This is a genomic window from Nocardia anocheti, from assembly GCF_029675105.1.
GTDB lineage: Bacteria > Actinomycetota > Actinomycetes > Mycobacteriales > Mycobacteriaceae > Nocardia.
Map to the genome: position 1 here is coordinate 25502 of NZ_JAQQFV010000004.1, position 25878 is coordinate 51379.

The window sequence follows — 25878 nt, forward strand, 5'->3', positions numbered from 1 at the left end:
ATCACCCGGCGTCGAGTTCGATGTGGTGGGTGGGATCGGTCATCAGCTCCGGGGCGAGGTCGGTGGTTTCGTGGGTGCGCCAGCGGGCGTGCCAGGTCGGGACGCCGCCGGGGAGGTCCAGCTCGCGCGGGGTGGTGAGCAGCGGGAGGTCGAGGCGGGCGGCGGTGACGGTGACGGCGGCGTTGGCGGGGGTGTGTGACCAGGCGTCGTCGACGACATCGGTGATGCGCACGCCGAGGCGGTGGCCGGTGGCCAGGCGAGCGTCCTGCCAGAGCAGGCGGACCTCGGTCTGCGCGCGGACAGGGGCGATGCCACGGGTGATGACGGTGGCGTGGCCGTCGGGGGCGATGTCGTAGAGCTCGACGGTGACGGTGGCCTGCGGCGGGCCGGTCAGCGAGAGGGACGCGGTGGTGCGTCCGGCCAGGTGGACCGGTGCGGCGAAAGGTTCGGTGATGGACCAGATCTCGCGATCCGGGCCGGGGAGCAGGCCGCGATCGGTGTAGGTGCCGGTGCGCAGGTCGACCGAGGTGCGGCGGGAATCGGTCGGGGGCCAGACGGATTCGCCGCGCCAGCCGCCGTCGAACTGGCCGACGGTGACCGGCGGACCCGGCACCTCGACCTCGGCACCGGCCACATGCCGGTCCAGGAAGGCGTAGAGCTCACCCGCGAACTGCGGGGTGCCGCACTTCTCCCGGCAGTCCGAGTGACCCCACTGGCCGAACCAGGCGCGATGCTCGCCGGGGCCGCGCGCCTCCCAGGCCTCGAGGACGCGGTCGGCGCGGGTGTTGGAGTCGAGGAAGCTCTGGCCGAGGAACAGTGGCGTGGTGTTGCCGCGCAGGGCTTCGATCATGTCGCGGTCGCGCCAGCCGGGGTTGGTGGCATCGTGGTCGGTGGTGAGGGCGAGGTAGTCGCTCGCGCACTGCTGGGTCATGGCGACGGCATTGGCCTGGTACTCCGGGGAGTCGTCCGGGCGACCGGGCGTCGAGGCGATGGCCAGGTGTTCGGCGCCCGCGGTGTCGGCGGGGCGGACGCCGTCCTCGGTCAGCGGTTTCCCGCCGAACTTCCAGGCGATGCCCTGCATGTAGAGATACGAGAACGGGTCGACGACCGGCTCGAACGCGGCCACCGCCGCCAGCCCCTTCGGCTTCTCGGCCAACGCCATCATGCCGGTCCACCCCTCGTACGAGGTGCCGACCACGCCCACACGCCCCGTCGACCACGGCCTGCTCGCCGCCCATTCCACCGCCGCGAAGACATCCGACCGCTCCCCCGGCCCACCGAAATCCGGGCACCCGTTGGACCCGCCGAACCCGCGCAGATCCACGATCACATACGTGTACCCGGCCCGCAGCGCCCAGTCGACCGGCAGATTGTCCGTCGACGGCCCACCCTCGGGCCGAGGCTGCGACAGATACGCCAGATGCGCCCGATACGGACTCGCCGTCAACAACACCGGCGTCGGTTCCTCCGGCCCCACCCCCGGCGGCCGCAACACATCGGCGTGCAACCGCGTCCCGTCCGCCGCCGTCAGATACTCCTGCGTCCACGTGAACGCCACCGTCACCGGCTCGGCCGACACCGGCGCGGCCATCCCCGCCACCAACGCCACCCCGGCCAACACCCGCACCACAAAACCCCATCGCACCCCTGGACTATCTCCCCCCACCCCGCCCGAGTCCAGCCCCCACATCCCTGGGCGCGTCGTCTAGGTGGAGATCAGCCGGACGGCCGATCCGCACAGTTTCTTCATGTCGTCGATATCGCTGGTCAGCGAGACGACGGGCGGGCGCTGTCGGCTCGCCAGTTCCGCCACCACCCCGTCGATCGCGTACTTGTGCCCGTGCAGGCCGGATTCGATCAGCAACTGGGAGACGAGCCGGGCCGTCGATTCGTCCACCGCCTCCACCCGGATCCCGGACAGCAGCCAGGCGAGGCGGGCGCGATTCGTTTTCGCGTGCACCGCTTCGATCACTGTCAGCGCGCTGACGACGACCTCCAACCCGCGCCGCCGCGCCTCGGCCAGCACCGCGACGACGGGCCGCGCGTCATCGGTCAACCTCGACAATCCGTCACAGTCGAGCACCAACGTGCCCTGGTGCTGTGTCTCCCCCCGACGAGTCATCGGCTCCCCTCAGCTCGCGCTCTGCCACTCACCGGGTTCGGCGAGGGCGGTGTCGAAGAGCTCACGCGCGGCACGCTGCTCCTCCTCGGTGATCGGACCGACCCGTTCCTCGTAATCGGCCAGATACTCGTCGAGCACCTGACCCCGCAACTCCCGCTCGACCGCGGCGGCGACGAACGCCGAGAACTCCCGCTTCCCCACCCGCCGCCGCACCGCATCCGCGGTCCCCTCCGGCAACGACAAACTCACCCGCTGCGCAGGCCCTTCCCCGATCCCGTGCTCGATCTCACCCACCGCCACATCGTATCAAATCGAGTAGGAAACCCGGTGACCACGGAAAACGACGACACCCGCCGCACCGAAGTGGTGCGACGGGTGTCGTCAGGTACCGCTACCGACGGATCGGCTGGTTACGACTTAGACGTCGTAGTACAGCTCGAACTCGTACGGGTGGGGGCGCAGGTTGACCGGGGCGATCTCGTTGTCGCGCTTGAGCTGGATCCAGGTCTCGATCAGGTCCTCGGTGAAGACGTTGCCTTCGGTGAGGTAGTCGTGGTCCTGCTCGAGGCGGTCGATGACGGTCGCCAGCGAGGTGGGGGCCTGCGGGATGTTCTTGGCCTCCTCGGGCGGCAGCTCGTAGAGGTCCTTGTCGACCGGGGCCAGCGGCTCGATCTTGTTCTTGATGCCGTCGAGACCGGCCATCATCATGGCGGCGAAGGCCAGGTACGGGTTGCCCGAGGAGTCCGGCGCGCGGAACTCGATGCGCTTGGCCTTCGGGTTGTTGCCCGTCACCGGGATACGCACGGCGGCCGAGCGGTTGCGCTGCGAGTACACCAGGTTGATGGGGGCCTCGTAGCCCGGCACCAGACGGTGGTAGGAGTTCACGGTCGGGTTGGTGAACGCCAGCAGCGACGACGCGTGGTGCAGGATGCCGCCGATGTAGTGACGCGCCAGATCCGAGAGGCCACCGTAACCGGCCTCGTCGTGGAACAGCGGCTTGCCGTCCTTCCACAGCGACTGGTGCACGTGCATGCCCGAGCCGTTGTCACCGAAGAGCGGCTTCGGCATGAAGGTGACGGACTTGCCTTCCTGCCACGCGGTGTTCTTCACGATGTACTTGAACAGCTGCAGGTCGTCCGCGGCCGACAGCAGGGTGCCGAACTTGTAGTTGATCTCGGCCTGACCGGCGGTGCCGACCTCGTGGTGGCCGCGCTCGAGCTCGAAGCCCGCGTTCTGCAGGTTGGTCGAGATCTTGTCGCGCAGGTCGACGTAGTGGTCGTACGGGGCGACGGGGAAGTAGCCGCCCTTGTTACGGACCTTGTAGCCGAGGTTGCGGCTGCCGTCCGGGTTGAACTCGTTGCCGGTGTTCCACGAACCCGAGACCGACTCGATCTCGTAGAACGAGCCGTTCATGCCCGAGCCGTAGCGGATGCCGTCGAAGATGTAGAACTCGGCCTCGGCACCGAAGAAGGCGGTGTCGGCGATGCCGGTCGAACGCAGGTACTCCTCCGCCTTGCGCGCGATGTTGCGCGGGTCGCGGGAGTAGGCCTCGCGGGTGAACGGGTCGTGCACGAAGAAGTTCAGGTTCAGGGTCTTCGCGGCACGGAACGGGTCGATCCGAGCGGTGCTGAAGTCGGGGAGCAGGAGCATGTCCGACTCGTCGATCGACTGGAAGCCACGCACCGAGGAGCCGTCGAACGCCAGACCCTCTTCGGCCAGGTCGGCGGTGAACGCCTTGGCCGGGATCGAGAAGTGCTGCTGGACGCCGGGCAGGTCGGAGAAGCGGATATCGACGTATTCGATGTCCTCTTCCTTGATGTACTGGATGACCTCTTCGGCCGTGCTGAACGTCACTTGTTCTCCTTACGGATCGGTTCCCAGCCAGTCACGATGCATGGGTTCGTCGCGACCAGACGCTATGGACGCGGTGTTTCCCTACAGTCAAGGCTGTGTTTCGCCAGTGTTACGCGTGCCGGATTCGGGGTGATGTCTGCCATCCGGGCGCGACCTGCATGCCTCATCCTGCCATCCGCGCGCTCGCCACGGCCACGTGACCTCCACTAATGCGGTCGTGGGCGGCCGACGGCGCGCCTCTATCCTGGAGCCATGGCTCGTATCACCGGCACATGGCTCTCCGGCAATCCCGCGGAACCGGGCGATGAGGACATCGTCGGGTATCCCGGTGAGCTCTACGGCCTGCCGCGCGAGGGCGCGGGCTCGCTGGCCCCCACCTGGCGCCGAGTCGTCGCGCTGTTCCTGGACTGGTTCATCGCGGTCGGCGTCGCGGCGGCGATCACCCGCAGCTTCGCCGGATCGTCGGTGCCGCTGCTGGTGTGGTTCGTGGTCGGGATCATGGCGGTGACGCTGTTCGGGTTCACGCCCGGCCAGTACTTCATGAAGCTGCGGGTGCTGCGTATCGACGCCGCCGTGCCGGTCGGTTTCGTGCGCGCGCTGGTGCGCCAGGTCCTGATCGTGTTTGTCGTCCCGGCCCTGTTCACCGACGCCGACGGCCGCGGCATGCACGACCGCGCCACCGGCACCGCCCTGGTCAACGCGCGCTGAGCCGCCGTCGCGGCGATACGCTGCGGCCGTGTCCCTGAATCCGGTTCTACTCTTCGTGCGGTTCGCGCTCGAGCTGATCGCCATCGCCTCGTTCGGCGTCTACGGCTGGCTGGCGTTCGAGTCTCCCTGGCGCTACCTGCTCGTCGTGGTGCTGCCGATCGCCGCCGCGACGCTGTGGGGCGTTTTCGCGCTGCCCGATGATCCGAGCCGGGGCGGTGGGGCTCCGGTGCCGGTGTCCGGGCCGGTTCGGCTGCTCGTGGAGTTCGTGGTGCTGTTCGGCGGTGCCGGAGCGCTGTGGGCGGCCGGGCTGCCAGGGCTCGCGCTGGCGTTGGCGAGCGTGCTCGTCGGATACCACCTGCTCGCCTACGACCGGGTCCGCTGGCTGCTGACCGGGCGGGCGCCCAACTCCTGAGACGACACGAGCCCGGCACCTGAACAGGTGCCGGGCTCGTGGAGAAAGTGGGGTCAGCGGCGGCGGATGGCGCGCTGCATGCCCTTCATCTTGGCGCCGGGGGGCATCGGACCCTTCGGCATGGCGGGGCCGCTGCGCGAGCTGAGCGCGGAGAGCCTGCCCTCGATCTGGTCGATCCGCTTGACGTCGATGTTGCGCGGCAGCTTGGTGAGGAACTTCTGCAGGTCCTTGAGCGGGGTCTGGCCCTCGTCGTTGCCGACGATCACCTCGTAGATGGGGGTGTCGCCGATCAGGCGGGCGGTGCGCTTCTTCTCCTGGGAGATGAGCGACTTGACCCGCTGCGGGGAGCCCTCGGCGACGAAGATCACGCCGGGCAGGCCGATGACGCGGTGCACCGCGTCGAGCTGGGTGGTCGCAGCGACGCCGTTGGCCACCCGCCACTTGCCCTGCAGGTTGTCCAGCACCCAGGCCGCCGCGCCCGCCTGGCCCTCGGCCTTGCGGTAGACGTTCTTCTGCACGCGACGCCCGAAGATGATGAACGCGAACAGCACGCCCAGCAGCACACCCAGCGGCAGCAGGAACCACTGCAGGTCGAAGATCAGACCGACCAGGAAGAAGACCACCGCGGTGCCGACGAGTGCGCCGATCATCAGCGGCAGCAGCGCCTTGTCTTCCTTGCGCTGCATGTTGAACGCCTGCCACAACTGCTGACGCCGCTCGCGTGATGCCTGCTTACGGGCCGCTTTAGCCGCGGCCTTGGCTTCCTTCGACGGCTTGCCGCCCTTGCCTCCTGCCATGGTGTCAGCTTAGATGGCCCACCACCGGCCGGTCGGACCGCATGACGCCTGGCTCCGGCACGGCGGCGATTCGGGCGGCTTTTCCGGGCGCGAGCGCCGCCGACCGGCGAGAATGGCCGGATGCGGCCGATCATCGAGAACCAGGCGTACTCCCCCGTTACCGAGGGTGTCGACGACGCGACCGCCGAGCGGCTCGCGGTGGCTCTGCGCTGCGCGACGGTCTCGTCCGAGGATCCCACCCACGACGCCGACGCGGAGTTCGCCGCCCTCGCCGCGCACCTGGAGGCGGAGTTCCCCCTGGTCCACGCCCGGCTGACGCTGACCACCTTCGGCCGCGGCAGGCTCTACCGCTGGGAGGGCGTCGACCCGGGCCCGGTCGCGGCGATCCTGCTCGCCCACCAGGACGTGGTCCCGGCCGAGGACGCGCCGCGCTGGACACATCCGCCGTTCGCCGGGGTGGTCGACGAGGACTACATCTGGGGTCGCGGCGCGATCGACGACAAGAGTCGGGTGCTGGCGATCCTGGAGGCCGTCGAGTGGGCGCTGGCCGCCGGGCTGCGCCCCCGGCACACCGTTTACCTGGCGTTCGGCCACGACGAGGAGGCGCTGGGCGCGCACGGCGCGGTGCCGATGGCCGCGCATCTGCGGGCGGAGGGCGTGCGGGCGCGGCTGCTGCTCGACGAGGGCGGGGTGATCACCCAGGACGTCGTCGACGGGGTCGACCAGCCGGTGGCGACCATCATGCTCGGGGAGAAGGGCTTCGCGACGGTCCGGCTGTCGGTGACCGACGCCGGTGGACACTCCTCGATGCCCGGGAAACAGACCGCGGTGGGCCGACTCGCCCGCGCGGTGGCCCGCGTCCAGGACAACCCCATGCCGCTGCGACTGACCCCGGTGATCGCCGACATGCTCGCCCGGATGCGCGTGGCCATGCCCGAGCCCCGCCGCACGCTGCTCGAACTCGCGGGCACCCGCGGCGTGCGCACGCTGACCACCCCGCTGATCACCCGGATTCTCGACGCCGCCCCGACCACCGCCGCGCTGGTGCGCACCACCACCGCCCCCACCGTGATCAGCGGCGGGGTGAAGGCCAATGTGCTGCCGCAGAGCGCCGAGGCACTCGTGAATTTCCGTATCCTGCCCGGTGATTCGGTGTCGGACGTGGTGGCGCACTGCCGCCGGGTGATCCGCGACGACGAGGTGACGGTCGAGCTCGACGGCGCGACCTCCGAACCCTCGCGGGTCACCGGGCCCGGACCCGCCTTCGACCTGATCGACGAGCTGGCCACCGGACTCGTGCCGGGCATCGTCACCACCACCGGGCTCGTGCCCGGCGCCACCGACTCCCGGCATTTCGACGGGCTGGCCGAGACCCGCTGCAATTTCGCGCCGATCGTGCTGACCGCGGCCGACCTGACCCGAATCCACGGAACCGACGAGCGGCTCTCGCGACTCAACTACGCTCGGCTCATCGAGTTCAACCGGCGCCTGATCGAGCGGCTCGCCGCCCCGGCGCCCGACCCCACAGGAGCGCGGCCATGACGACCGACACCGGCGAGTTCGCGGGCCACGGCGGCCGGATCGCCTGGCGCGCATGGCAACCCGAGTCCGATCCGCGCGCGGTGGTGGTGCTCGTGCACGGGGTCGCCGAGCATTCCGGGCGCTACGAGCACGTCGGGTCGGCGCTGGCGGACGCGGGTTTCGCGGTTTACGCCCTCGACCACGTCGGGCACGGACTCTCCGAGGGGAGTTCGGCCAATATCGGGTCGATGCAGGCCGCCGCCGACAATGTGGCCTCGCTGCTCGAGCTCGCGAGCGCCGCCCACCCCGGTCTGCCCCGGTTCCTGCTCGGGCACTCGATGGGCAGTCTGGTGGTGCTGCACCTGGCCACCCGCGGCCCGGTCGACGTGGCGGGCATCGTGGTCTCGGCACCGCCGCTCGACATCCCGCTGGGCAACCCGATCCAGCGGCTGGCCGCGCCGCTGCTCACCCGGGTGGCGCCCAATCTCGGTGTGCTGACCCTGGATTCGTCGACCATCAGCCGCGATCCGGAGGTGATCCGCGCCTACGACGAGGACCCGCTGGTGTTCCGCGGCAAGCTCCCCGCGCGCACCGCGGTGGAGATCCTGCAGCACACCGCGCTGGTCAAACAGCGCCTCGACGCGCTCACCGCGCCGCTGCTGGTGCTGCACGGCACCGCCGACACCATCGCGGCGCCGTCGAGCGCCGACGTGCTCGAACGCGACGCGGGCTCGGCCGACGTCACCGTGCTGCGCTATCCCGGCCTCTTCCACGAGGTGTTCAACGAACCCGAGCAGGCCCAGGTGCTCGGTGACGTCACCGACTGGCTGACCGCCCACCTGCCCGGCGCCTAACCGGGCAGCATCCCCTCCACGGCGCGGATCGCCCGCTCGACCAGCGCCTCGAACAGGTCGTCGGCGGTGCGCGCGGGCCCGGCGGCGATCCCGCGCGACAGCGGCGCCTCCACCTCGGGATGCGCCGCGAGCCACGGACCCGGCACGGGATGGAACATCATCTGCCGGATCTGCTCGTCGCTGCGGTCGTAGCGGTAGTCCACCAGCAGGACGAACCCGAACACCTCGGTGAGGAAGAACCCCCGCACGGTCAGCGCGTCGTCGAGGGAGAGACCGATGGCGACGAGGAAGGCCAGCATCCGTTCCGGCTGGATGATCCGTTGGACCGACACCTCCCGGGGGGTCACCGTCTCGTCCAGGGAGATGAGCGTCGCGCGCGGCACCGCGCGATAGGCCGCGCGCGCCTCGGCGTAGACGCGGCGCAGGCTGGCGCGCCAGTCGTCGGTGTCGAAGTCGTGCACCGGCAGCAGGTCCATGAGCCGGGCGGCGGCGAGGTCGACCACTTCCTGCCGGTCGGCGACCACGTTGTAGAGCGCGCGCACGGTGACGCCGATCTCGGCGGCGAGCCTGCGCATCGTGAGCTGGGGGAATCCCTCGGCGCCCGCGATCTCCAGGGCGACCCGGCCGATCAGCTCCTTGGTGACCGGCTCGTGCCCGCTGGTCCGCGGCGGTCTGCCGCGCTTGCGTCCCTCGGTGGTCATGGGTTCACAGGCTACGCAGCGGTCGCGGGTTTCCCACAAAAATACACACACCGTTGATTTAATTCGCGACTCAGCTTAGCCTCACCTCATGAACTCTTCGGTGAGCCTTCGCGCCGTCATCGCCCGCCGCCGACTCGGCCTCGCCACGGCCGCCCTGCTCGCGGTGCTCGCCGCCGTGCTGGCGCTGGCGCCGTATGTGGCGGTGTATCGGGTGGCGGTGGAGCTGTTCACCGAAGGTGGTGACCCGGAACGGATTCCGATGATCGCGCTGTGGACCGCGCTGGCCGTCGCGGGACGTGCGGTGCTGTCGGGGCTGTCCACGCACACCGCGCACGTCGCCGCCTATCGGGTGCTGGCCGATCTGCGACTGGCGCTGGCCGACAAGCTGCGCGTCATCCCGCTGGGGCGGGTGCAGGCCCGCTCGACCGGCGAGATGAAGAAACTGCTGCACGACGATGTCGAGCAGCTGGAAGAGGCGCTCGCGCACGGTGTTCCGGATCTGGCGGCCGCGATCGCGGTCCCGGTGGCGACCACCGTGCTGTTCTTCACCATCGACTGGCGCCTGGCCCTGGTGGCTGTGGCCGCGCTGGTGATCCTGCTGGTGGTCTCGGGGGCGGGCATGGCCATGGCGCAGAAGTCCACTGTCGCCATGGCCGGACATCTCACCGCGCTGAATTCGGCGGTCTCCGGATACCTCAACGGGCTCACCGTGATTCGCGGCTTCCTGCGTCCCGACTCGGGATACGACCAGGCGCGCACCGCCCTGCTCGACGGCTTCGACCACCAGCGCCGGGCCCAGGCCGGGCCGACCTCGTGGGTGGTGTCGGTGATGCTGGCGGGCACCGGTTTCGCGGTGGCGGCCATGCTGCCGGTCGCGGGCATCGGCGTCGTGCACGGCTGGGTGTCGATTCCCACGCTGATCCTGATGCTGGTGCTGTGCCTGGGCTATCTGTCGCCGCTGCTGGGCCTGGTCGGGGTGCTGGCGACGCTGATGATCCGCATCCAGTTCGCGGCGGGTTCGATCACGGCGATGCTCGACGAACCCGCGCTGCCCGAACCGGAACACCCCGTGCGCCCGGAGACCTTCGACGTGCGCCTGCGGGACGTGCGGTTCGCGTATTCCGAGACCGCCGAGGCACTCTCGGGCATCGACCTCACCGTGGCGGCCGGGTCGTCACTGGCCCTGGTCGGGCCGACCGGGGCGGGCAAGTCCACCCTCGCGCGCCTGATCGCCCGGCTGTGGGACCCGGACGCGGGATCTGTGGAGATCGGGGGCGTGGATCTGCGCGAGATCGGGTCGGCCGAGCTGGCCCGGCTGGTCGCCTACGTGCAGCAGGACGAGTACATCTTCGCCGCGACGCTCGCCGAGAACATCCGCGTCGCCCGGCCCGACGCCACCGACGCCGAGGTGATCGCCGCGGGCGAGGCCGCGCAGCTGGGCGAGGTGGCCGCCGAGCTGGGCGGCTGGGACACCGAGCTGCCACCCGGCGGCGGCAGGCTCTCCGGCGGTCAGCGGCAACGGATCTCGATCGCGCGGGCCCTGGTGAAGGACGCGCCGGTGGTCGTTCTCGACGAGGCCACCGCCGCGCTCGACGCCGAGACCGAGCGCCGCACCCTGGCCGCCCTCGCCCACCTGACGGCCGGGCGCACGGTGATCGCCATCGCGCACCGCCTCGACACCGTGCGCGCCAGCGACCGGATCGCCGTGGTCGAGGCGGGCGCGGTCACCGCCGTCGGCACCCACGACGACCTCACCCGCACCAGTGCCACCTACCGCACACTCTGGGCCGCCTACACCGCGGCCGACGGCTGGCGCCTGGACCCGGTCGAATCCCCGGCGCACGCCACCGTCCCCACACCACCCCCGGCCGCCGACCCCGACGAGTGGACCCGCGCGGCCCGCGATGTGGTCACCCCCGGCGTGGGCACGATGACCTTCGGCAAGCAGTGGCGCACCCTCTACGGACGCGGCTGGCCGGATCTGGTGCGGCACGGGCTGATCCGGCTGTTCCTGGAATCGCTGGTGCGCGGCGTACCGCTGGCGGCGGTGTTCCTGGTGGTCTCGCGTGCCGTCGACGGCGAGCTGAGCACCGGCTTCCTGTGGCAGGTGTTCGCCCTGCTGACGGCCGGTCTGGTGGCGCGGCTGATCCTGTCGCGCTGGGCCAACCTCTACATCTGGGGACTTGCCGACCGCGCCAAGACCGACATCATGCTCTCGATCATCGAACGCCTGCGCCGGGTGCCGATGGGCTTCCTCGGCCGGGTCGATCGGGGCCGGATCGCCACCCTGATCACCAACGACACACTGATGCTCGACTTCCAGAACGTGCCGGGTCAGGTGGCCGCCGCGTGCGTGCAGCCGCTCTACGCGGCGGTGATCCTGGCCGTCCTCGATTGGCGGCTGGCGCTGGCCGCGTTGATCGGCATCCCGATCTTCCTCGCCGTCACCGTCTGGAGCGACCGGATCTACCACCGGGTGTTCGCCGATCTGCACCGCGCGCGGGCGCGGGCCTCGACCGTCCTGCTCGAGCAGGCGCGGGGCGCGGCGGTGCTGCGCGGGGCGGCGGATTCCGCGGTGGCGCGGCGCTATCGCGAGGTGGTCGAGCAGCTGCGCGGGGCGAGTGTGGCCATGTCGGTGCGCGCGACGCCGTCGACCGCGCTGGGCAGTATCGCGGTGGAGAGCGGGCTGGTGGTGCTGATCGTGGTGGGTGCGGCGCTGTATCGCGGCGGTGAGGTGAGCGCGGCGACGCTGCTGCTGTTCCTGTTCCTCGCGCTGGCGCTGTACCAGCCGATCCAGGAACTCAACGCGCTGGCCGGATACCGGCGCAATCAGGAGCAGATCGCGGCCAGGATCGCCGAGGTGTGGGACGAGCCCGTGCTCGGTGAACCGAGCCGTCCGACGCCTCCGGCCGACGCCACCCTGCGCTTCGAGGACGTGAGCTTCGGTTACGACGACGACCGGGTGCTCGACGCGGTGTCCTTCGAGGCGCGCCCGGGCACGGTCACCGCGCTGGTCGGGCCGTCGGGCGCGGGCAAGTCGACCATCGCGGCGCTGGCCGCGCGACTGTGGGATGTCGAGGCGGGCGTCATCCGGCTCGGCGGCGTGCCACTGCCGGAGGTGGGCAGCGACTCGGTGATGGCGGCGGTGACCACCGTCTACCAGGAGGTGTACCTGTTCCCCGACACCGTGCGCTTCAATGTCGCGCTCGGCCGTCCGCAGGCCACCGACGACGAGATCTGGGCGGCGCTCACGGCGGCCCAGTGCGAGGACGTGGTGGCCGCGCTGCCCGACGGGCTCGACACCGTACTCGGGGAGGGCGGCTCGACGCTGTCGGGCGGTCAGCGCCAACGACTGTCGATCGCGCGGGCCCTGCTCAAGGACTCCCCCGTGCTGATCCTCGACGAGGCGGTCTCGGCCGTAGACCCCGATACCGAGGCCCGCATCCAGCAGGCACTCCAGACCCTCGCGGCGGGGCGCACGGTGTTGGTGATCGCGCACCGGCTCGAGACCGTGCGGCAGGTCGACCAGATCGTGGTGCTCGACCACGGCCGGGTCGAGGCCACCGGCACCCACACCGATCTGCTCGCGAGCAGCGCCACCTATCGACGGCTACTCGGCGAATCGGTGGACAGCGGGGAGGCCGATCCGGTGCCCGTCCACTGAACACACACCCATATTACCGGCGGGTAACTTATAGCCTAGTAGACTCCGCCCATGGGAAACACGTCTACCGGCGCCGTCGCCTTCATCCGCGCCAGCTGGCACAGCTCCATCGTCACCAAGGCGCACGAGGGCTTCCTCGCCGAGTACGCCGGGCTCGGGTTCGACCCGGCCGGAGTCGAGGTCTTCGATGTGCCGGGCGCCTTCGAGATCCCGCTGCACGCCCAGCGGCTGGCCCGCACCGGACGCTACGACGCGGTGGTGGCCGCGGCGCTGGTCGTCGACGGTGGCATCTACCGGCACGACTTCGTCGCCTCGGCGGTGATCGACGGCCTGATGCGGGTGCAGCTCGACACCGACGTGCCGGTGTTCTCGGTGGTGCTCACCCCGCACCACTTCCACGAGCACAGCGAGCACGTGGACTACTACACCAACCACTTCGTGACCAAGGGAGCCGAGGCCGCCCGCGCGGTGGCGAACACCCTCAGCTCCCTGCGGTCCCTGCCCACCGCGCGCTGACTCAGGCGAACTTCGTCAGGCAGGCCTGTTCGCCGTCGAGCACGCCGGTGCGGAACGCCTCGAGGCGCTGGTATCCGCTCGGCACCACCTCGCCGTTCACATCGGCGGCGGCCAGGCCGTCGGCGAGCAGGCCCGAGACGGCCTCGTCCAGGTCACCGGCCGACAGCCGCGGATCACTGCTGGGCTCACTGAGTTTCGTGGTGAGCGCGCCGGACAGGCACGCGGTGCGCAGACCCGCGCTCGCGGCGCCCGTGAGCGAGAGCCCACGGTCCTGCTGCACCGCCAGAGCGTAGCGGGACACGAACACCACCGCCGCGTTGTAGTCACCGGTCACCACCGCCGACAGCGACTTGTTCTGGGTCTCGGCGCCCTCCCCCGCGCGCGTGGCCATCGCGGTCAGATCGGTGCCGATGGTGTTGCTGCCCGGGCAGTAGGACACCGGCTCGGTGGTGGTGGTCGACGCGCAATTCCGGGTGACGCCGGTGTAGTCGAACTTCGGCGCGCTGCGCACGGGCATCGACTTGCCCAGCTGGGTCGCCAGGGTGCTCAGGTTCTCCTTGTCCACCGGCAGCTGCTGGTCGCGCTCATCGTCCTCGAAGGTGACCGGCAGTCCGGCCCGGCGGCTCTCGATCTCGTCCTTGTCGATGCCCTTGCAGGTCCCCGCGCCCTCGGTGTAGCCCATCTGCACCGCGGTGACCCGTTCGAAGGCCGAGCCGTGCACGGCGTTCGGGTCGTTGGGGTCGCTGTCGCGCACCGCCACGGTCGCGCCGAGCACGCCGTTGAGGCCGTCGGTGGTGTTGAGGGTGAAGTGCTCGGAGTTCCCCTCGGCGACGTGGCGCAGGAACACCCCGGCCAGGCAGTCGGCCTGCTGCTCCTTGACCAACGCGTCCATGGTGAGCCCGCGCAGCAGATCGGCCTGGGCCTGGATGGCGTGGCCGTACTCGTGGGCCAGCACCATCACCACCGACATCTCGTCGAACCGGTTGATCAGCAGCGGCAACAGCACCGAGCGATCCCACCCGATGGTGTGGTTGAGCGGACAGTACGCGGCGTTGACCAGCTGGTAGGTGCTGCTGAAGCAGAAGTCCACCGCCTCGGACTCCGGCGCCTTGGCCGACCACGAGATGTACTTCGAGGCGGGCTTGAAATTTCCGCGGAAGGTCTTGGAGTACTCGGTCTGCCAGAACTTCTCGATATCGGCGATGGCGTTGAGCGCGAGGGTGTCCACCGCGCCGCCGTCGCCGTTGTCGGCCTTCTTGTCGGTGTTCGCGGCGCCCGGACGCGGCCCGCTGGGCCCGTCGCCGGACGCCGCCCCCGCCACCTCCCACGGATTGTCGATGGCCGCGACGGCCTTGTCGCTGGCGACGGTGTTCGCCGAACAGCCGGTCGTCAGTATCCCGACGCTCACCAACGCCGCGGCCGCGGCAATGGCGAAGCGATGCTTGATCATGCGCTGATTCCTCCCCGGGAATGACGCGGACACGCGCGGTCCGCTGTCGAGCGCTCACATGCTAGTCGAGATCGCTCAGCGGTCCAGTCGGACCGTGGCCAGCACCGCCCGGTGATCGCTACCCGGAATGGTCAGCGCGCGTACCTGTTCGGCCACCCCACCGGCGACGAGGATGTGGTCGATCCCGATCACCGGACCCCACCGGCGATCGGCCGGGAAGGTCAGCAGCACGCCGTCGCCGGTCTGCTCCGCGGCCGCCGCGAACGGCCCGTCCAGCAACGCGCGATAGGCCGAATGATGCTGGGTGGCATTGAAATCCGCACCGACGACGGCGGGCCCGCTCACCCTGGCCAGGATCTCGTCGACCCGGCCCAGTTCGGCCTTCCACGCGTCGAAGTTCAGATTCGGCGGGATCGGATGGAAGGCGAACACCGCGATGTCGCCGCGCTGCGGATGCCGCATGGTCGCGGAGATGTTGCTCATGATGAAGCCGTCGTACTTCACGGTGTCGTGCAGCGGGTATCGGCTGTAGATCCCGGTGCCACCACCACCGGATCGCGCCGGTTCCAGGTAGACGTGCGGCAGCTGCTCCTCCAGCCCGGCCGCGCGCAGGCGGACGATCGCGTCGTCGGTCAGCTCGTCCACGGTGAGCACGTCGACGGCATGGTCACGCACGACCCCGGTCACCGCGACCGGGTCGGCCTGGCCGAAGAGCAGATTCGATTGCAGGACAACGAGTTCCGGACCGTCGGCGGCCCGACTGTCGGGCACGAACGGTGGGACCAGCGTCCACAGCACCCCCGCGAGCACCACCCCGGCCACGCCCGCGCTGCGCCACCTGCGGGCCGCCAGCAGCAGCACCACGCCGAGCACGGCGCCCAGCATCAACCACATCGCCCCCGAGGCCAGCAGCACCAGATTCTTCCGCTGCCAGTGCCCGACGTGCAGGATCAATCCCGCCACCGCCGCGCCCAGTGCGCCCCACCCCAGGCCGAGCAACGCCCGGTCCATCCATCTACGCATCATCGGGCCAGCCTATGCGGCACGATCCCAGGGCCCGCTGTGGTGGTTCTGAGGGATCTCTGAGGCCGACTAGAGCGGCAGACCCGCCTCGATCCAGTTGTAGGCCTGGATCTTGCGGGACTGCGGATCGTTGACGACCTGGTTGATCAGGTCGTTGATCTGGTCGGCCGACAGCGGATAGCCGTAGTGCTCGGCCGCGCCCGCCGAGGCCCACAGGGAGGCGAACAGGCCGGGGCCGCCGAGCAGGTGGGTCAGCGCGGTGGCGACCTCGTCGACGGTCCCGATCACCCCGTGTACCAGCGCGATCGCGATGTCCTCGTCACCGGGCAGCGCGCCGGGGGCCAGCGCGCCGGACTCGACCACCCGCTGGGCCAGCCAGGTACCGGGGATCAGCGGGTTCGGGCCGATGGCGTCGCCCAGGTAGTAGCGCCACTCCCCGGGATTGCCCTGGTCGAAGGCGTGGATGTAGAAGGTGCGGGTCAGCGCCCACAGCGCGATGTAGCGCAGCGCGAGCAGCTCGGGGCCCAGCTCGGGACCGCCCGATTCGGCGCGGTCCTTCTCCAGCAGATTCCAGGCGAAGCGGAACCAGACCTGTTCGGAATTGCCCACCCAGGTCGCGGGCAGCCGCTCGGCCAATGCCGCGACATCGGCGGCCGGGCCGTCGAAACCGAGGTCGCCGGAGGCTTCCACCCGCAGGTTGTCGACGTAGCCGCGCAGCGCGTCGACGGAGGTGAACACCGCGTAGCCGAGCTGGGCGAGCCGGGTGAGATCGGCGTTGGCCGGTTCGAACACCAGCACCACCGGCATGCCGACGCCCGGCTGCAGGCCGTCGGGCCAGAACGCCTCGGCGACGGCGAGTTCACGCCCGGTGATCGGATCGGCGACCTCGCTGTCGAGCAACGGGAAGCCGAAACCATCGGCCACCAGGTCCTCGACCAGCTCGTTCACCTGGTCCACCGCCGGGTCGCCCAGGGTGGCCCCGGCGACGCCGACATTGAGCAGGTTCGGCCGGTGCAGGGTGCCGGTGCGCAGTTGCTCGAGGAACGCGTCGGCCGCCGCGGACAGCAGCAGCCTGCGCGCGCGTAGGAACTCGCGGTAGTTCTCCACCCGCCACAGGTTCGGGTCGGCCGGAATCCACTGCGAGGCCAGCACACCGGGGTTGCGGCGCTCGACCTCGGCGAGGTATTCGGCCGGATCGCGTTCGCCCAGTTCGGTTTCCGAGTCCGGGCTGAGGAAACAGAAGTTGGCGATGGCGTTGATCTCGTTGCGCTCGTAGCCCGCGTCGCGCAGCGTCGTCTTGGGGAACAGGTAGTGCACCTGCACCGGCGTGCGCTCGCCGAACCGCGCGATCCCCAGTTCCGAGCCGGTGCCCAGATCGCGCGAACCGTCCACGCGGGTGAGCAGATACAGCAGCGGGTAGAACCGGGAGCCCCGGGTGGCGCCGGAGAAATCGTCGGCGCACAGGTCCAGCGAACCGCCGCGCAGGCGCTCCAGCGAGGCGATCAGCCCGTCGATCCCGCCGCGTTCGAGGGTCTCGTAGTCCTGCTGCAGGAAGGTCTCGGTGGAGCCGCTGAACCGGCCCCACAGCGCCTGGTGCACATACCAGTACAGCACCCGGTCGCGGTGCAGATCGTTGTCGAAGCGGCCGCCGTTGAGGAACAGCAGCCGGGTGATCACCGGAATGGCGTAGCGGCCCATCAGGACCCGGTCGTGGTCGAGGCCCAGCCGCGTGGCGACCGTGTCGAGGAAGGTGTCGACCTGCACGGCGGTGTCGCTGAGTGCCTGCTCGAACTCCGCGGGGGCCAGATCGCCGAGCGCGTCGAAGTGCGCGCGGCCGTTGCCCACCGCGATCACATTGCGCAGCAACCAGTCCAGGGTGAAGGTGTAGCCGTCCTTGTCCCAGCGGATCAGGTGGTCGCGCAGGTTGCCGCGCGCCTGCGGCCACTGCGCGCAGAGGGTGGCCAGCGCCAGGTCGCCCTTGGACAGCTTGGTGCCGCCGGAGTTGACCCGGTTGAAGATGTCGACCACCTCGTCGACGGTGCGATCCGAGCCGGTGATGGTCTCCACGTTGAACTCGCGATGGGTGATCTCGCGCAGCTTGTTGAGCCGGGTCAGGTAGACCGCCAACGTATCCGGGGACTCGTCGGGGAACCGGGACAGATAGTGCATCGGCCCCTGCGCGAACAGTTCGGTGATGTCGATCCAGGCCGGGCTGGTGTCGCGCCCCGGGATCTGGAACTCGAAGACCTCCCGCTCGACGTCGAAATGCAGGCCGGTGAACGCGATCGCGTCACCCTCGAAGAACGACGGCGCGCGCCCGCGCACAATGCCGTAGAGGGTGGTGATGCGCTGCTGACCGTCGAGCAGCAGCTGACGCAGACCCGAGCCGGTGGCGGTGCCGCGCACGGCGATGTCCTCGGACCCGGTCTCCCACACCAGCAGTCCGCCGACCGGATAGCCCAGATACAGCGACCGCATGAGCCCGCGCACCTGATCCCGGTTCCATACGTATCCGCGCTGGAACTCCGGCAGGAGGACCGCACCGGAGTCGATCTGGTCGAGCAGGTTGGACAGACGTGTCACGGCAGCCTTTCGATCGCGATCCGGTGGCGGCGAAGCGCCCCATCGTTGCACGGATCGTACCCACGAACACCGACACTCCAGCGGCCGAACGGAACTGAGGCGACCCTACCCGACTAGCGCGGGCCGGTCACCGCGTCGCGGAACTGCGGCGAGGCGTAGAACGGGGCCAGCCTGCGGCGCAGCACCGTGTCCAGATAGCCGCGCTCGTCGAGCTTTTCGAGCACCGAGGGGCCGAACCGCAGCGCCTCCTCGATCAGGTCCTCGCGGCTGACGCCGAGTTCGGCGAGCAGTTCGGTGAGCGGGGTGTCACCGTATTTGTCGAAGACGTGGTCGATACCCTCGTCGAGCAGCGCGTGGAAGTAGCTCGTCTCGCGGAAGGTGCGCCAGAACTCGAAGGTGAGCACCACCGCGTCCTCGACGTCGTCGGCCGAGACCAGGTCGCGAAAGGAGCCGACCGCGTCGCCGGTGTGCTTGCGCCAGGTCGCGCGGGCGCTGTCGAGCAGCACCTCGTCGGCGTCGCCGGTGTTGCCGCGCAGCACGAACCGCGCGCCGGTGCGGGTGAGCTTGCCGACGCCGTTCTCGATCGCGGGCAGCGCGGGCTCGGCCAGCCGCGAGAGCGCCCCGCGCAGGGTGCGGGTGAGTCCGCCGCCCGCCTGCTTACCGTCGTCGACGGCGGTGACCACCGCGCGCTGCACCGCCTCCACGCACGCGTCGACGGTGACCGGGCTCGACAGCACCAGCCGCACCAGCCGGTGGGTGACGTCCATGTCGGCCACCGCGTCGATCAGCTCGTCGAACCGGTGCGGGTCCACCACGTCGCCGACCTCGAGTTCGTCGTTGACGCGATGGTTGTAGAGCCGCGCGGCGATCTCGCCGACGAGCTCGGGGATGGCGCCCTCGACCGGGATCTGCACGGCGTACTTGTGCGCGACGTCCTTGATCTGCGTGCGGGTCACCGCTTCGGCCAGGGTCAGTTCCTCGGCCTCGTCGAGCAGGCCGTCGACCTCCTCCTCGACGAACTCGAAGAAGCTCTCGCGGCGCAGCAGCTGGTCCTTGGCGAAGGCCACGTGCGCGTCGAGGACCCGCATCGCCAGATCGAAGCCGTCCCCGTGCCCCTCGTTCTCACCCATGGTGCCCAGATTCGCACATCGCGCGCGGTGGCGTGCGGGAGGCGCTCGCAATCGTCGGAGGCGGTCGCGACACGCCCGGGCAGAAGCGGCAGACTCCGCCCAGATCGTGCTTCGGAAACTCCGTCTGAGCATTTTGCCGACGAGTATGGCATACTTGCTCACTGAGACTGGGCTGATCGCAAGTGATCGCCATGGCTCATCTACGGAAAAGACTTTCAAAAATCATGACTCAAGGCACTGTCAAGTGGTTCAACGGCGAGAAGGGCTTCGGCTTCATCGCCCAAGACGGAGGCGGCCCCGACGTCTTCGTGCATTACTCGGCCATCGGCGGCTCCGGCTTCAAGTCCCTCGATGAGGGTCAGCGCGTGGAGTTCGAGGTCGGCCAGGGCCAGAAGGGCCCTCAGGCTCAGGACGTTCGCGCCATCTGATTCCGGCGCACCGGTAGTCAAGCCCCGCACCCTCGGTGCGGGGCTTTTCTCGTTCCTACTCCCCGCCGAACACGCGCTCCACGACCGCCTTGGCGCGTCGGGTGATGCGCATGTAGTTGTCGAGGAACTCCGAACCGTCGTCGGTCGGCCAGCCCGCCACCCGCGCGACCGCCGACAGCAGGCGGCCCGGGCCGGGCAGCTGATCGGTGGCCTTGCCCTTCACCAGCACCAGCGCGTTGCGGGCCGCGGTGGCGGTGATCCACGATTCGCGCAGCAGCGCGACGTCCTCGGGCACGAGCAGGCCTTCTGCCTCGATGACGTCGAGTGATTGCAGCGTCGAGGTGTTGTGCAGCCCCGGCACCTCGTGGGCGTGGCGCAACTGCAGCAGCTGCACGGTCCACTCGATGTCGGCCAGCCCGCCGCGACCGAGCTTGGTGTGGGTCGCCGGGTTGGCGCCGCGCGGCAGCCGCTCGGCATCGACCCTGGCCTTGATCCGACGGATCTCGCGGACCGCGTCGGCCGAGACGCCACCGGCCGGGTAGCGGATCGGGTCGATGACGTGCAGGAAGCGCACGCCGAGATCCTCGTCGCCCGCCACCTGGTGCGCGCGCAGCAGCGCCTGCACCTCCCACGGCTGCGCCCACTGGTCGTAGTACGCCTGGTAGGCGGCCAGCGTGCGGACCAGGGCACCGTTGCGACCCTCCGGGCGCAGGCCCGCGTCGACCTGCAGCGGCGGGTCGGTGCTCGGCGCGCCCAGCAGGCGCTGCACCTTCTCGGCCACGCCGATGGCCCACTTCACCGCCGCGGTCTCGTCCTCGCCGGGGCGGGGATCGCAGACGAACAGCACGTCGGCGTCGGACCCGTAGCCGAGTTCCTTGCCGCCGAGTCTGCCCATGCCGATCACCGCGAAGTCGGCGGGCGCCGGGGCGCCGCGCTCGGCCTCCGAGGCCCGGATCACCGCCCGCAGCGCGGCCTCGAGCACCGCGACCCACACCGACGACAGCGCCGCGCACACCTGCGGCACGTCGAGCATGCCCAGCAGATCGGCCGAGGCGACCCTGGCCAGTTCGTGCCTGCGCAGCGAGCGCGCCGCGGCCACCGCGCGACGCGGATCGTCGTAGCGGGCGGCGGCGGTCTGGATGCCGCGCGCGACGTCCTCGGGTTGCGGGCCGAGCAGCTGCGGGCCGCCCGGTCCGTCGGCGTACATGCGGATGGTCTCGGGGGCGTTGATCAGCAGGTCGGGCAGGTACTCCGAGGAGCCGAGCACGATCATCAGCCGCTGCGCGATGGCTCCCTCGTCGCGCAGTTCGCGCAGGAACCAGATCTGGTCGTCGAGGCCCTCCGACACCCGACGGTAGGCCAGCAGACCCGCGTCGGGGTTGGGGGTGTCGCCGAGCCATTCCAGCAGGGTGGGCAGCAGCAGCGCCTGGATGCGGCCCTTGCGCGAGACCCCGCCGGTGAGCGCCTTGAGGTGGCCAAGGGCGTTCTCGGGGGCGGCGTAGCCCAGGGCGGCGAGCTGACGGACGGCGGCGTCGGGGCTCAGCCGCAGCGCGTCGGAGTCCATCCTGGCCACCGCGTCCAGCAGCGGCCGGTAGAACAGCTTGGCGTGCAGGCGCCGCACCCGCACCGCGTTGCGGCGGATCTCGGTGTCGAGCACACCCACCGCGTCCTGACGACCGTCGGGACGGATATGGGCGGCGCGAGCCAGCCAGCGCATCCCCTCCTCGTCGTCGGCGGCGGGCAGGGTGTGGGTGCGCTTGAGCCGCTGCAACTGCAGCCGGTGTTCGAGCAGGCGCAGGAATTCGTAGGAGGCGGTGAGGTTGGCGGCGTCGTCACGGCCGACGTAACCGCCCGCGGCCAGCGCGGCCAACGCCTCGACGGTATTGGTCACGTGCAGCGACTCGTCGACCCGCCCGTGCACCAATTGCAGGAGCTGGACGGCGAATTCGACATCGCGCAGGCTGCCCGCGCCGAGCTTGAGCTCGCGCTCGCGCATGTCGGCCGGGACCAGATCCTCGACGCGGCGGCGCATGGCCTGCACATCGGCGACGAAGTCGGGACGCTCCGAGGCCGTCCACACCATCGGCATCAGCGCGTCGCGGTACTGCTGGCCGAGGTCGAGGTCACCGGTCATCGGCCGGTTCTTCAACAGCGCCTGGAACTCCCAGGTGCGCGCCCAGCGCTTGTAGTAGGCCAGGTGCGAGTCCAGGGTGCGCACCAGCGCGCCCGCCTTGCCCTCGGGGCGCAGGGCCGCGTCGACCTCGAAGAAGGCCGAACCCGCGACGCTCATCATCTCCGCGGCCAGGCGGGTGGCGGTGGCGTCGGCCGGTTCGGCGACGAACACCACGTCGACATCGCTGACGTAGTTCAGTTCGCGCGCACCGCATTTGCCCATCGCGATCACGGCCAGGCGCACCGGCACCTCGCCGTTCTTGCAGACCCGCGCCACCGCGACCGACAGGGCGGCGGTGAGCGCGGCGTCGGCCAGATCCGACAGGTGCATGCCGACCACGGTGTAGGGCGGCACGGGCTCGTTCTCGACCGTGGAGGCCAGGTCGACGGCGGCCAGCAGCATCAGCTGATCGCGATACCGGCTACGCAGCAACGCGATCGCCTCCGGCCCGGCGATCCCGGCCCGGAACAGCATGGGTCCGGCATTCGGCCCGGTCTCGGGTTTCGCGTCGACGGCGTCGAGCAGATCGGCGATCAGTTCCTCGCGCGGCGGCAGTTCCGGGCGGCGCAGGACCTTCCACGCGGCGGGGGTGGCGACGAGATGGTCACCGAACGCGGTGGAGGAACCGAGCAGCCCGAACAGCCTGCCGCGCAACCGGGTATCGCCGCGGATGGCCGAATCCAGTTCGGGCCACCCGTCTTCCAGCGATTCGCGCAGCCGGATGAGCGTGGACAGCGTGAGATCGGCGTCGGGGGAACGCGACAACGCCCACAGCACGGGCACGCCATCGACATTGTCCCAGCCGAGCTCGCGCAGGGATGCCGCCGCTGTCGGTTCGAGAAGACCTAACCGGCCGACGCCGGGAACAGCGGAGCGGGCAGTCGGAGGCCGGACCATGCCGATAAAACTACAGGGTCCGGGCTACGAAGTCGTCACGCCGTCAGAGGCTCAGGTACTCCTTCAGTTCCCACGGGGTGACCTGGCTGCGGTAGTCGGCCCACTCCCGGCGCTTGTTGCGCAGGAAGAAGTCGAACACGTGCTCGCCGAGGGTCTCGGCCACCAGCTCCGAGCGCTCCATGGCCTGCAGCGCCTCGTCGAGGGTGCCGGGCAGCGAACGGAAGCCCATCGCGCGACGCTCGGCGTCGGTCAGGGCCCACACGTCGTCCTCGGCCTCGGGCGGCAGGGTGTAGCCCTTCTCGATGCCGCGCAGACCGGCGGCCAGCAGCACCGCGAAGGTCAGGTAGGGGTTGCAGGCCGAATCGGGGCTGCGGATCTCGACGCGGCGCGAGGAGGACTTGTTCGGCGTGTACATCGGCACGCGCACCAGCGCCGAGCGGTTGGACCGGCCCCAGGAGGCCGCCGTCGGGGCCTCGCCGCCGTGGATCAGCCGCTTGTAGGAGTTGACCCACTGGTTGCTGATCGCGCTGATCTCCGGGGCGTGCTCGAGGATGCCCGCGATGAACGAGCGCGCGGTGAGCGAGAGGTTGTTCGGGTCGTCGGGGTCGGCGAAGGCGTTGGACTCGCCCTCGAACAGGCTCATGTGGGTGTGCATGGCCGAGCCCGGGTACTGGGAGAACGGCTTGGGCATGAACGTGGCGCGCACGCCCTCGTCGATCGCGACCTCCTTGATGAGGTAGCGGAAGGTCATCACGTTGTCGGCCATCGACAGGGCGTCGGCGTAGCGCAGGTCGATCTCCTGCTGACCGGGGGCGCCCTCGTGGTGGCTGAACTCCACCGAGATGCCCATCGACTCGAGCGCGTCGATGGCGTGGCGGCGGAAGTTCGGGGCCGAGTCGTGCACGGCCTGGTCGAAGAAGCCGCCGTTGTCGGCGGGGACCGGGGCGCCGTCCTTGAGGTTGTTCTCCAGCAGGAAGAACTCGATCTCGGGGTGCACGTAGCAGCTGAAGCCCACGTCGGCGGCCTTGTTGAGCTGACGGCGCAGCACGTGGCGCGGGTCGGCCCAGGACGGCGAGCCGTCGGGCATGGTGATGTCGCAGAACATGCGCGCGGAGTGCTGGTGCCCCTTGGAGGTCGACCAGGGCAGCACCTGGAAGGTCGACGGATCGGGACGCGCGACCATGTCCGCCTCGGACACCCGCGCGAAGCCCTCGATCGCCGAGCCGTCGAAGCCGATGCCTTCCTCGAAGGCGCCTTCGAGCTCGGCGGGAGCGATCGCGACGGACTTCAGGTAGCCCAGCACGTCGGTGAACCAGAGACGGACGAAGCGGATGTCCCGCTCTTCGAGCGTCCGCAGCACGAATTCCTTCTGGCGATCCATACGGCGAGCGTAAGCACCTGGCGTTAAATCCGTGTTACATACACGCGTGGGTTTGCGTTCCGATCGCGGTGCGCGTGCCTCTCACCGGCCACGACGCCGTCCCGGGACCTCTCAGCATGTGAGATCGGAGGCGGGCGTGGTGAGTTCGACGAGGTAGTCGACGACCGCGTCGTCGAGGCAGCGGTCCCCCGCCACCAGCGCGGCGGTGTGCCGGTTGCCGCGGAAGGTGATCAGTTCGGCGCCCAACTGCTCGGCCAGGTCGACGCCCGCCTGGTACGGCGTGGCCGGGTCCTCGGTCGTCGAGACCACGATGACGGGGGGCAGGCCCGGCGCCGAGATGCGGTGCGGGGTGCTGGTGTTGGGAACCGGCCAGGACGCGCACAGTTCCAGGGGCGCGGCGCCGGTGCCCTTGCCGTCGTCGAGGAAGGGCGCGGCCTTGCGGTATTCGCTGTCCTGTTTGCCGGTGACGGCCGGGTCGGTGACGCGCGGGTCGTCGACGCAGCGGATGGCGTTGAAGGCGTCCTGGGTGTTGGCGTAGGTGCCGTCCTCGCGGCGGCCGTCGTACATGTCGGCCAGTTGCAGCAGGGTGTCGCCCTTGCCCTCGCGCAGTTCCAGCAGGCCCTGGGTGAGCACATTCCACAGGTCGTCGGTGTAGAGCGCCTGCTGCACGCCGGTGATGGCGTCGCCGTAGCTGAGCCCGCGCGGGTCGGCGGTGGCGGCCGGGGTGGTCTCCAGCGGCCCGACCAGCTCGCGGAACCGGGCCACGGACTGCGCCGGATCGGTGCCCAGCGGGCATTCGGCGTGGGTGGCGCAGTCGGCGGCGTAGGCGTTGAACACGCCCTGGAAGCCCGCGGCCTGGCGCAGCGATTCCTGGACCGGGTCCTGGGAGGAGTCCACCGCGCCGTCGAGCACCATGGCGCGCACGTTCTGCGGGAACTTCTCGGCGTAGGCCGAGCCCAGCCGGGTGCCGTAGGAGTAGCCCAGGTAGCTCAGTTTCGCGTCGCCGAGCGCGGCCCGGATGACGTCCATGTCCTGGATCACCTCGCGGGTGCCGACGTGGGCGAGCAGGTCGGTGCCGGTGCGTTCGGCGCAGCGACCCGCGTACTCGCGGTTGTCGGCCTCGGCGGCGGCGATGCCCTCGGGGGTGTTGTCCAGCGGGGGTTCGGCGCGTTCGGCGTCGGCCTGCTGCGGGGACAGGCAGACGATCGCGGGCAGCGACGAGCCGACACCGCGCGGATCGAACCCGACGCGGTCGAAGCGCTCGGCCAGCGGGGTGCGGTTGCCGATGCCGACCATCGACAGGCCGGACACACCCGGTCCACCGGGGTTCAACAGCAGCGAGCCGATCTTGTTCTTCCCGGTCGCCGGAATGCGCGACAGCGCGATCTGGGCGGTCTCGCCGTCCGGGCGCGCGTAGTCGACGGGCACGGTGACCCGCGCGCACTGGGCATTGGGTGGCAACCGGTCGTCCGGGCTGCCGTACTCCGCGCACGAACCCCACTCGACCTGCTGGTCGTAGAAGCGGTCCAGCCCGGCGGGCGGCGGGGGCAGCGGCGCGCTCGGGGCCGCCTGCTCGGCGGAGCAACCGGTGACGACCAGCGCGCAGAGCGCGCCGAGGGTGAGGACGAGCCGACCTCGCTGCACAGTGGCCCACCTTTCCGCGC

General features: G+C 70.1%; 20 protein-coding genes. 7 read left to right on the forward strand and 13 right to left on the reverse strand.

The genetic code is table 11. The annotated features are described in order from the left end of the window. Position 1: 1 nt before the first annotated feature. The 4 genes from QC180_RS11090 to glnA (QC180_RS11105) all read right to left on the reverse strand — a co-directional run bounded on the left by QC180_RS11090 (position 2) and on the right by glnA (QC180_RS11105) (position 3976). Positions 2-1645: a CocE/NonD family hydrolase gene (locus QC180_RS11090; protein WP_278262604.1), complete on the reverse strand. Its 1644-nt coding sequence runs from the start codon at positions 1643-1645 to the stop codon at positions 2-4. Positions 1646-1705: 60 nt separating this feature from the next. After that, entirely contained in the window at positions 1706-2056 is a 351-nt protein-coding gene (locus tag QC180_RS11095; RefSeq protein ID WP_278262605.1) for a DNA-binding protein, read from the reverse strand. Between the two features lie 75 nt (positions 2057-2131). Continuing rightward, a complete protein-coding gene (locus QC180_RS11100; RefSeq protein WP_278262606.1) occupies positions 2132-2416 on the reverse strand; it encodes a hypothetical protein in 285 nt (94 codons plus the stop codon). A gap of 123 nt (positions 2417-2539) precedes the next feature. Beyond that, positions 2540-3976, reverse strand: coding sequence for a type I glutamate--ammonia ligase (gene glnA, locus QC180_RS11105; RefSeq protein ID WP_278262607.1), 1437 nt, complete (start codon positions 3974-3976; stop codon positions 2540-2542). A gap of 252 nt (positions 3977-4228) precedes the next feature. On the opposite strand from glnA (QC180_RS11105), the gene QC180_RS11110 reads away from it, so the two are divergent. Both QC180_RS11110 and QC180_RS11115 read left to right on the forward strand, forming a co-directional pair. Beyond that, positions 4229-4684, forward strand: a complete 456-nt coding sequence (locus tag QC180_RS11110; RefSeq protein WP_278262608.1) for an RDD family protein — start codon at positions 4229-4231, stop codon at positions 4682-4684. A 28-nt stretch (positions 4685-4712) separates the two neighbouring features. Then, positions 4713-5096, forward strand: a complete 384-nt coding sequence (locus tag QC180_RS11115; RefSeq protein WP_278262609.1) for a YrdB family protein — start codon at positions 4713-4715, stop codon at positions 5094-5096. A gap of 53 nt (positions 5097-5149) precedes the next feature. Here QC180_RS11115 and QC180_RS11120 read toward each other — a convergent pair whose 3' ends face one another. Further along, the gene (locus QC180_RS11120; protein WP_278262610.1) at positions 5150-5893 is read right to left on the reverse strand and encodes a DUF4191 domain-containing protein; all 744 of its coding nucleotides are present in this window, start codon (positions 5891-5893) and stop codon (positions 5150-5152) included. Positions 5894-6013: 120 nt separating this feature from the next. Between QC180_RS11120 and QC180_RS11125 the strand changes: the two genes are divergently transcribed. Both QC180_RS11125 and QC180_RS11130 read left to right on the forward strand, forming a co-directional pair. Next, positions 6014-7435 carry a M20/M25/M40 family metallo-hydrolase gene (locus tag QC180_RS11125; protein WP_278262611.1) on the forward strand — a complete coding sequence of 474 codons (1422 nt, stop codon included), beginning with the start codon at positions 6014-6016 and terminating at the stop codon, positions 7433-7435. Then, positions 7432-8268 carry an alpha/beta hydrolase gene (locus tag QC180_RS11130; protein WP_278262612.1) on the forward strand — a complete coding sequence of 279 codons (837 nt, stop codon included), beginning with the start codon at positions 7432-7434 and terminating at the stop codon, positions 8266-8268. The genes QC180_RS11125 and QC180_RS11130 overlap by 4 nt, the downstream gene beginning before the upstream one ends. On the opposite strand, the gene QC180_RS11135 is transcribed toward QC180_RS11130, so the two are convergent. After that, a complete protein-coding gene (locus QC180_RS11135; RefSeq protein WP_278262613.1) occupies positions 8265-8969 on the reverse strand; it encodes a TetR/AcrR family transcriptional regulator in 705 nt (234 codons plus the stop codon). The genes QC180_RS11130 and QC180_RS11135 overlap by 4 nt on opposite strands. An 88-nt stretch (positions 8970-9057) precedes the next feature. Here QC180_RS11135 and QC180_RS11140 point away from each other — a divergent pair, with 88 nt between their 5' ends. Continuing rightward, positions 9058-12633: an ABC transporter ATP-binding protein gene (locus tag QC180_RS11140; RefSeq protein ID WP_278262614.1), complete on the forward strand. Its 3576-nt coding sequence runs from the start codon at positions 9058-9060 to the stop codon at positions 12631-12633. Between the two features lie 51 nt (positions 12634-12684). Continuing rightward, positions 12685-13149 carry a 6,7-dimethyl-8-ribityllumazine synthase gene (locus QC180_RS11145; protein WP_278262615.1) on the forward strand — a complete coding sequence of 155 codons (465 nt, stop codon included), beginning with the start codon at positions 12685-12687 and terminating at the stop codon, positions 13147-13149. A gap of 1 nt (position 13150) precedes the next feature. Here the strand turns inward: QC180_RS11145 and QC180_RS11150 are convergent, their stop codons facing one another. The 4 genes from QC180_RS11150 to QC180_RS11165 all read right to left on the reverse strand — a co-directional run bounded on the left by QC180_RS11150 (position 13151) and on the right by QC180_RS11165 (position 19335). Continuing rightward, positions 13151-14599, reverse strand: coding sequence for a neutral zinc metallopeptidase (locus tag QC180_RS11150; RefSeq protein ID WP_278262616.1), 1449 nt, complete (start codon positions 14597-14599; stop codon positions 13151-13153). Between the two features lie 75 nt (positions 14600-14674). Continuing rightward, positions 14675-15625: an endonuclease/exonuclease/phosphatase family protein gene (locus tag QC180_RS11155; protein ID WP_278262617.1), complete on the reverse strand. Its 951-nt coding sequence runs from the start codon at positions 15623-15625 to the stop codon at positions 14675-14677. Between the two features lie 66 nt (positions 15626-15691). Beyond that, positions 15692-18205, reverse strand: a complete 2514-nt coding sequence (locus QC180_RS11160) for a GmrSD restriction endonuclease domain-containing protein (RefSeq protein WP_278262618.1) — start codon at positions 18203-18205, stop codon at positions 15692-15694. Positions 18206-18318: 113 nt separating this feature from the next. Beyond that, positions 18319-19335 (reverse strand): hypothetical protein, encoded by a 1017-nt coding sequence (locus QC180_RS11165; protein ID WP_278262619.1) that lies wholly within the window; start codon positions 19333-19335, stop codon positions 18319-18321. 224 nt (positions 19336-19559) lie between these two features. On the opposite strand from QC180_RS11165, the gene QC180_RS11170 reads away from it, so the two are divergent. Next, positions 19560-19763, forward strand: a complete 204-nt coding sequence (locus QC180_RS11170) for a cold-shock protein (RefSeq protein ID WP_278262620.1) — start codon at positions 19560-19562, stop codon at positions 19761-19763. A gap of 55 nt (positions 19764-19818) precedes the next feature. Here the strand turns inward: QC180_RS11170 and QC180_RS11175 are convergent, their stop codons facing one another. From QC180_RS11175 to QC180_RS11185, 3 genes are all read right to left on the reverse strand, one after another. Then, positions 19819-22833 (reverse strand): bifunctional [glutamine synthetase] adenylyltransferase/[glutamine synthetase]-adenylyl-L-tyrosine phosphorylase, encoded by a 3015-nt coding sequence (locus QC180_RS11175; protein WP_278262621.1) that lies wholly within the window; start codon positions 22831-22833, stop codon positions 19819-19821. Positions 22834-22876: 43 nt separating this feature from the next. Beyond that, entirely contained in the window at positions 22877-24214 is a 1338-nt protein-coding gene (glnA, locus tag QC180_RS11180) for a type I glutamate--ammonia ligase (RefSeq protein ID WP_278262622.1), read from the reverse strand. 111 nt (positions 24215-24325) lie between these two features. Next, positions 24326-25858 carry an alpha/beta hydrolase gene (locus QC180_RS11185; protein WP_474646416.1) on the reverse strand — a complete coding sequence of 511 codons (1533 nt, stop codon included), beginning with the start codon at positions 25856-25858 and terminating at the stop codon, positions 24326-24328. Positions 25859-25878 lie beyond the last annotated feature (20 nt).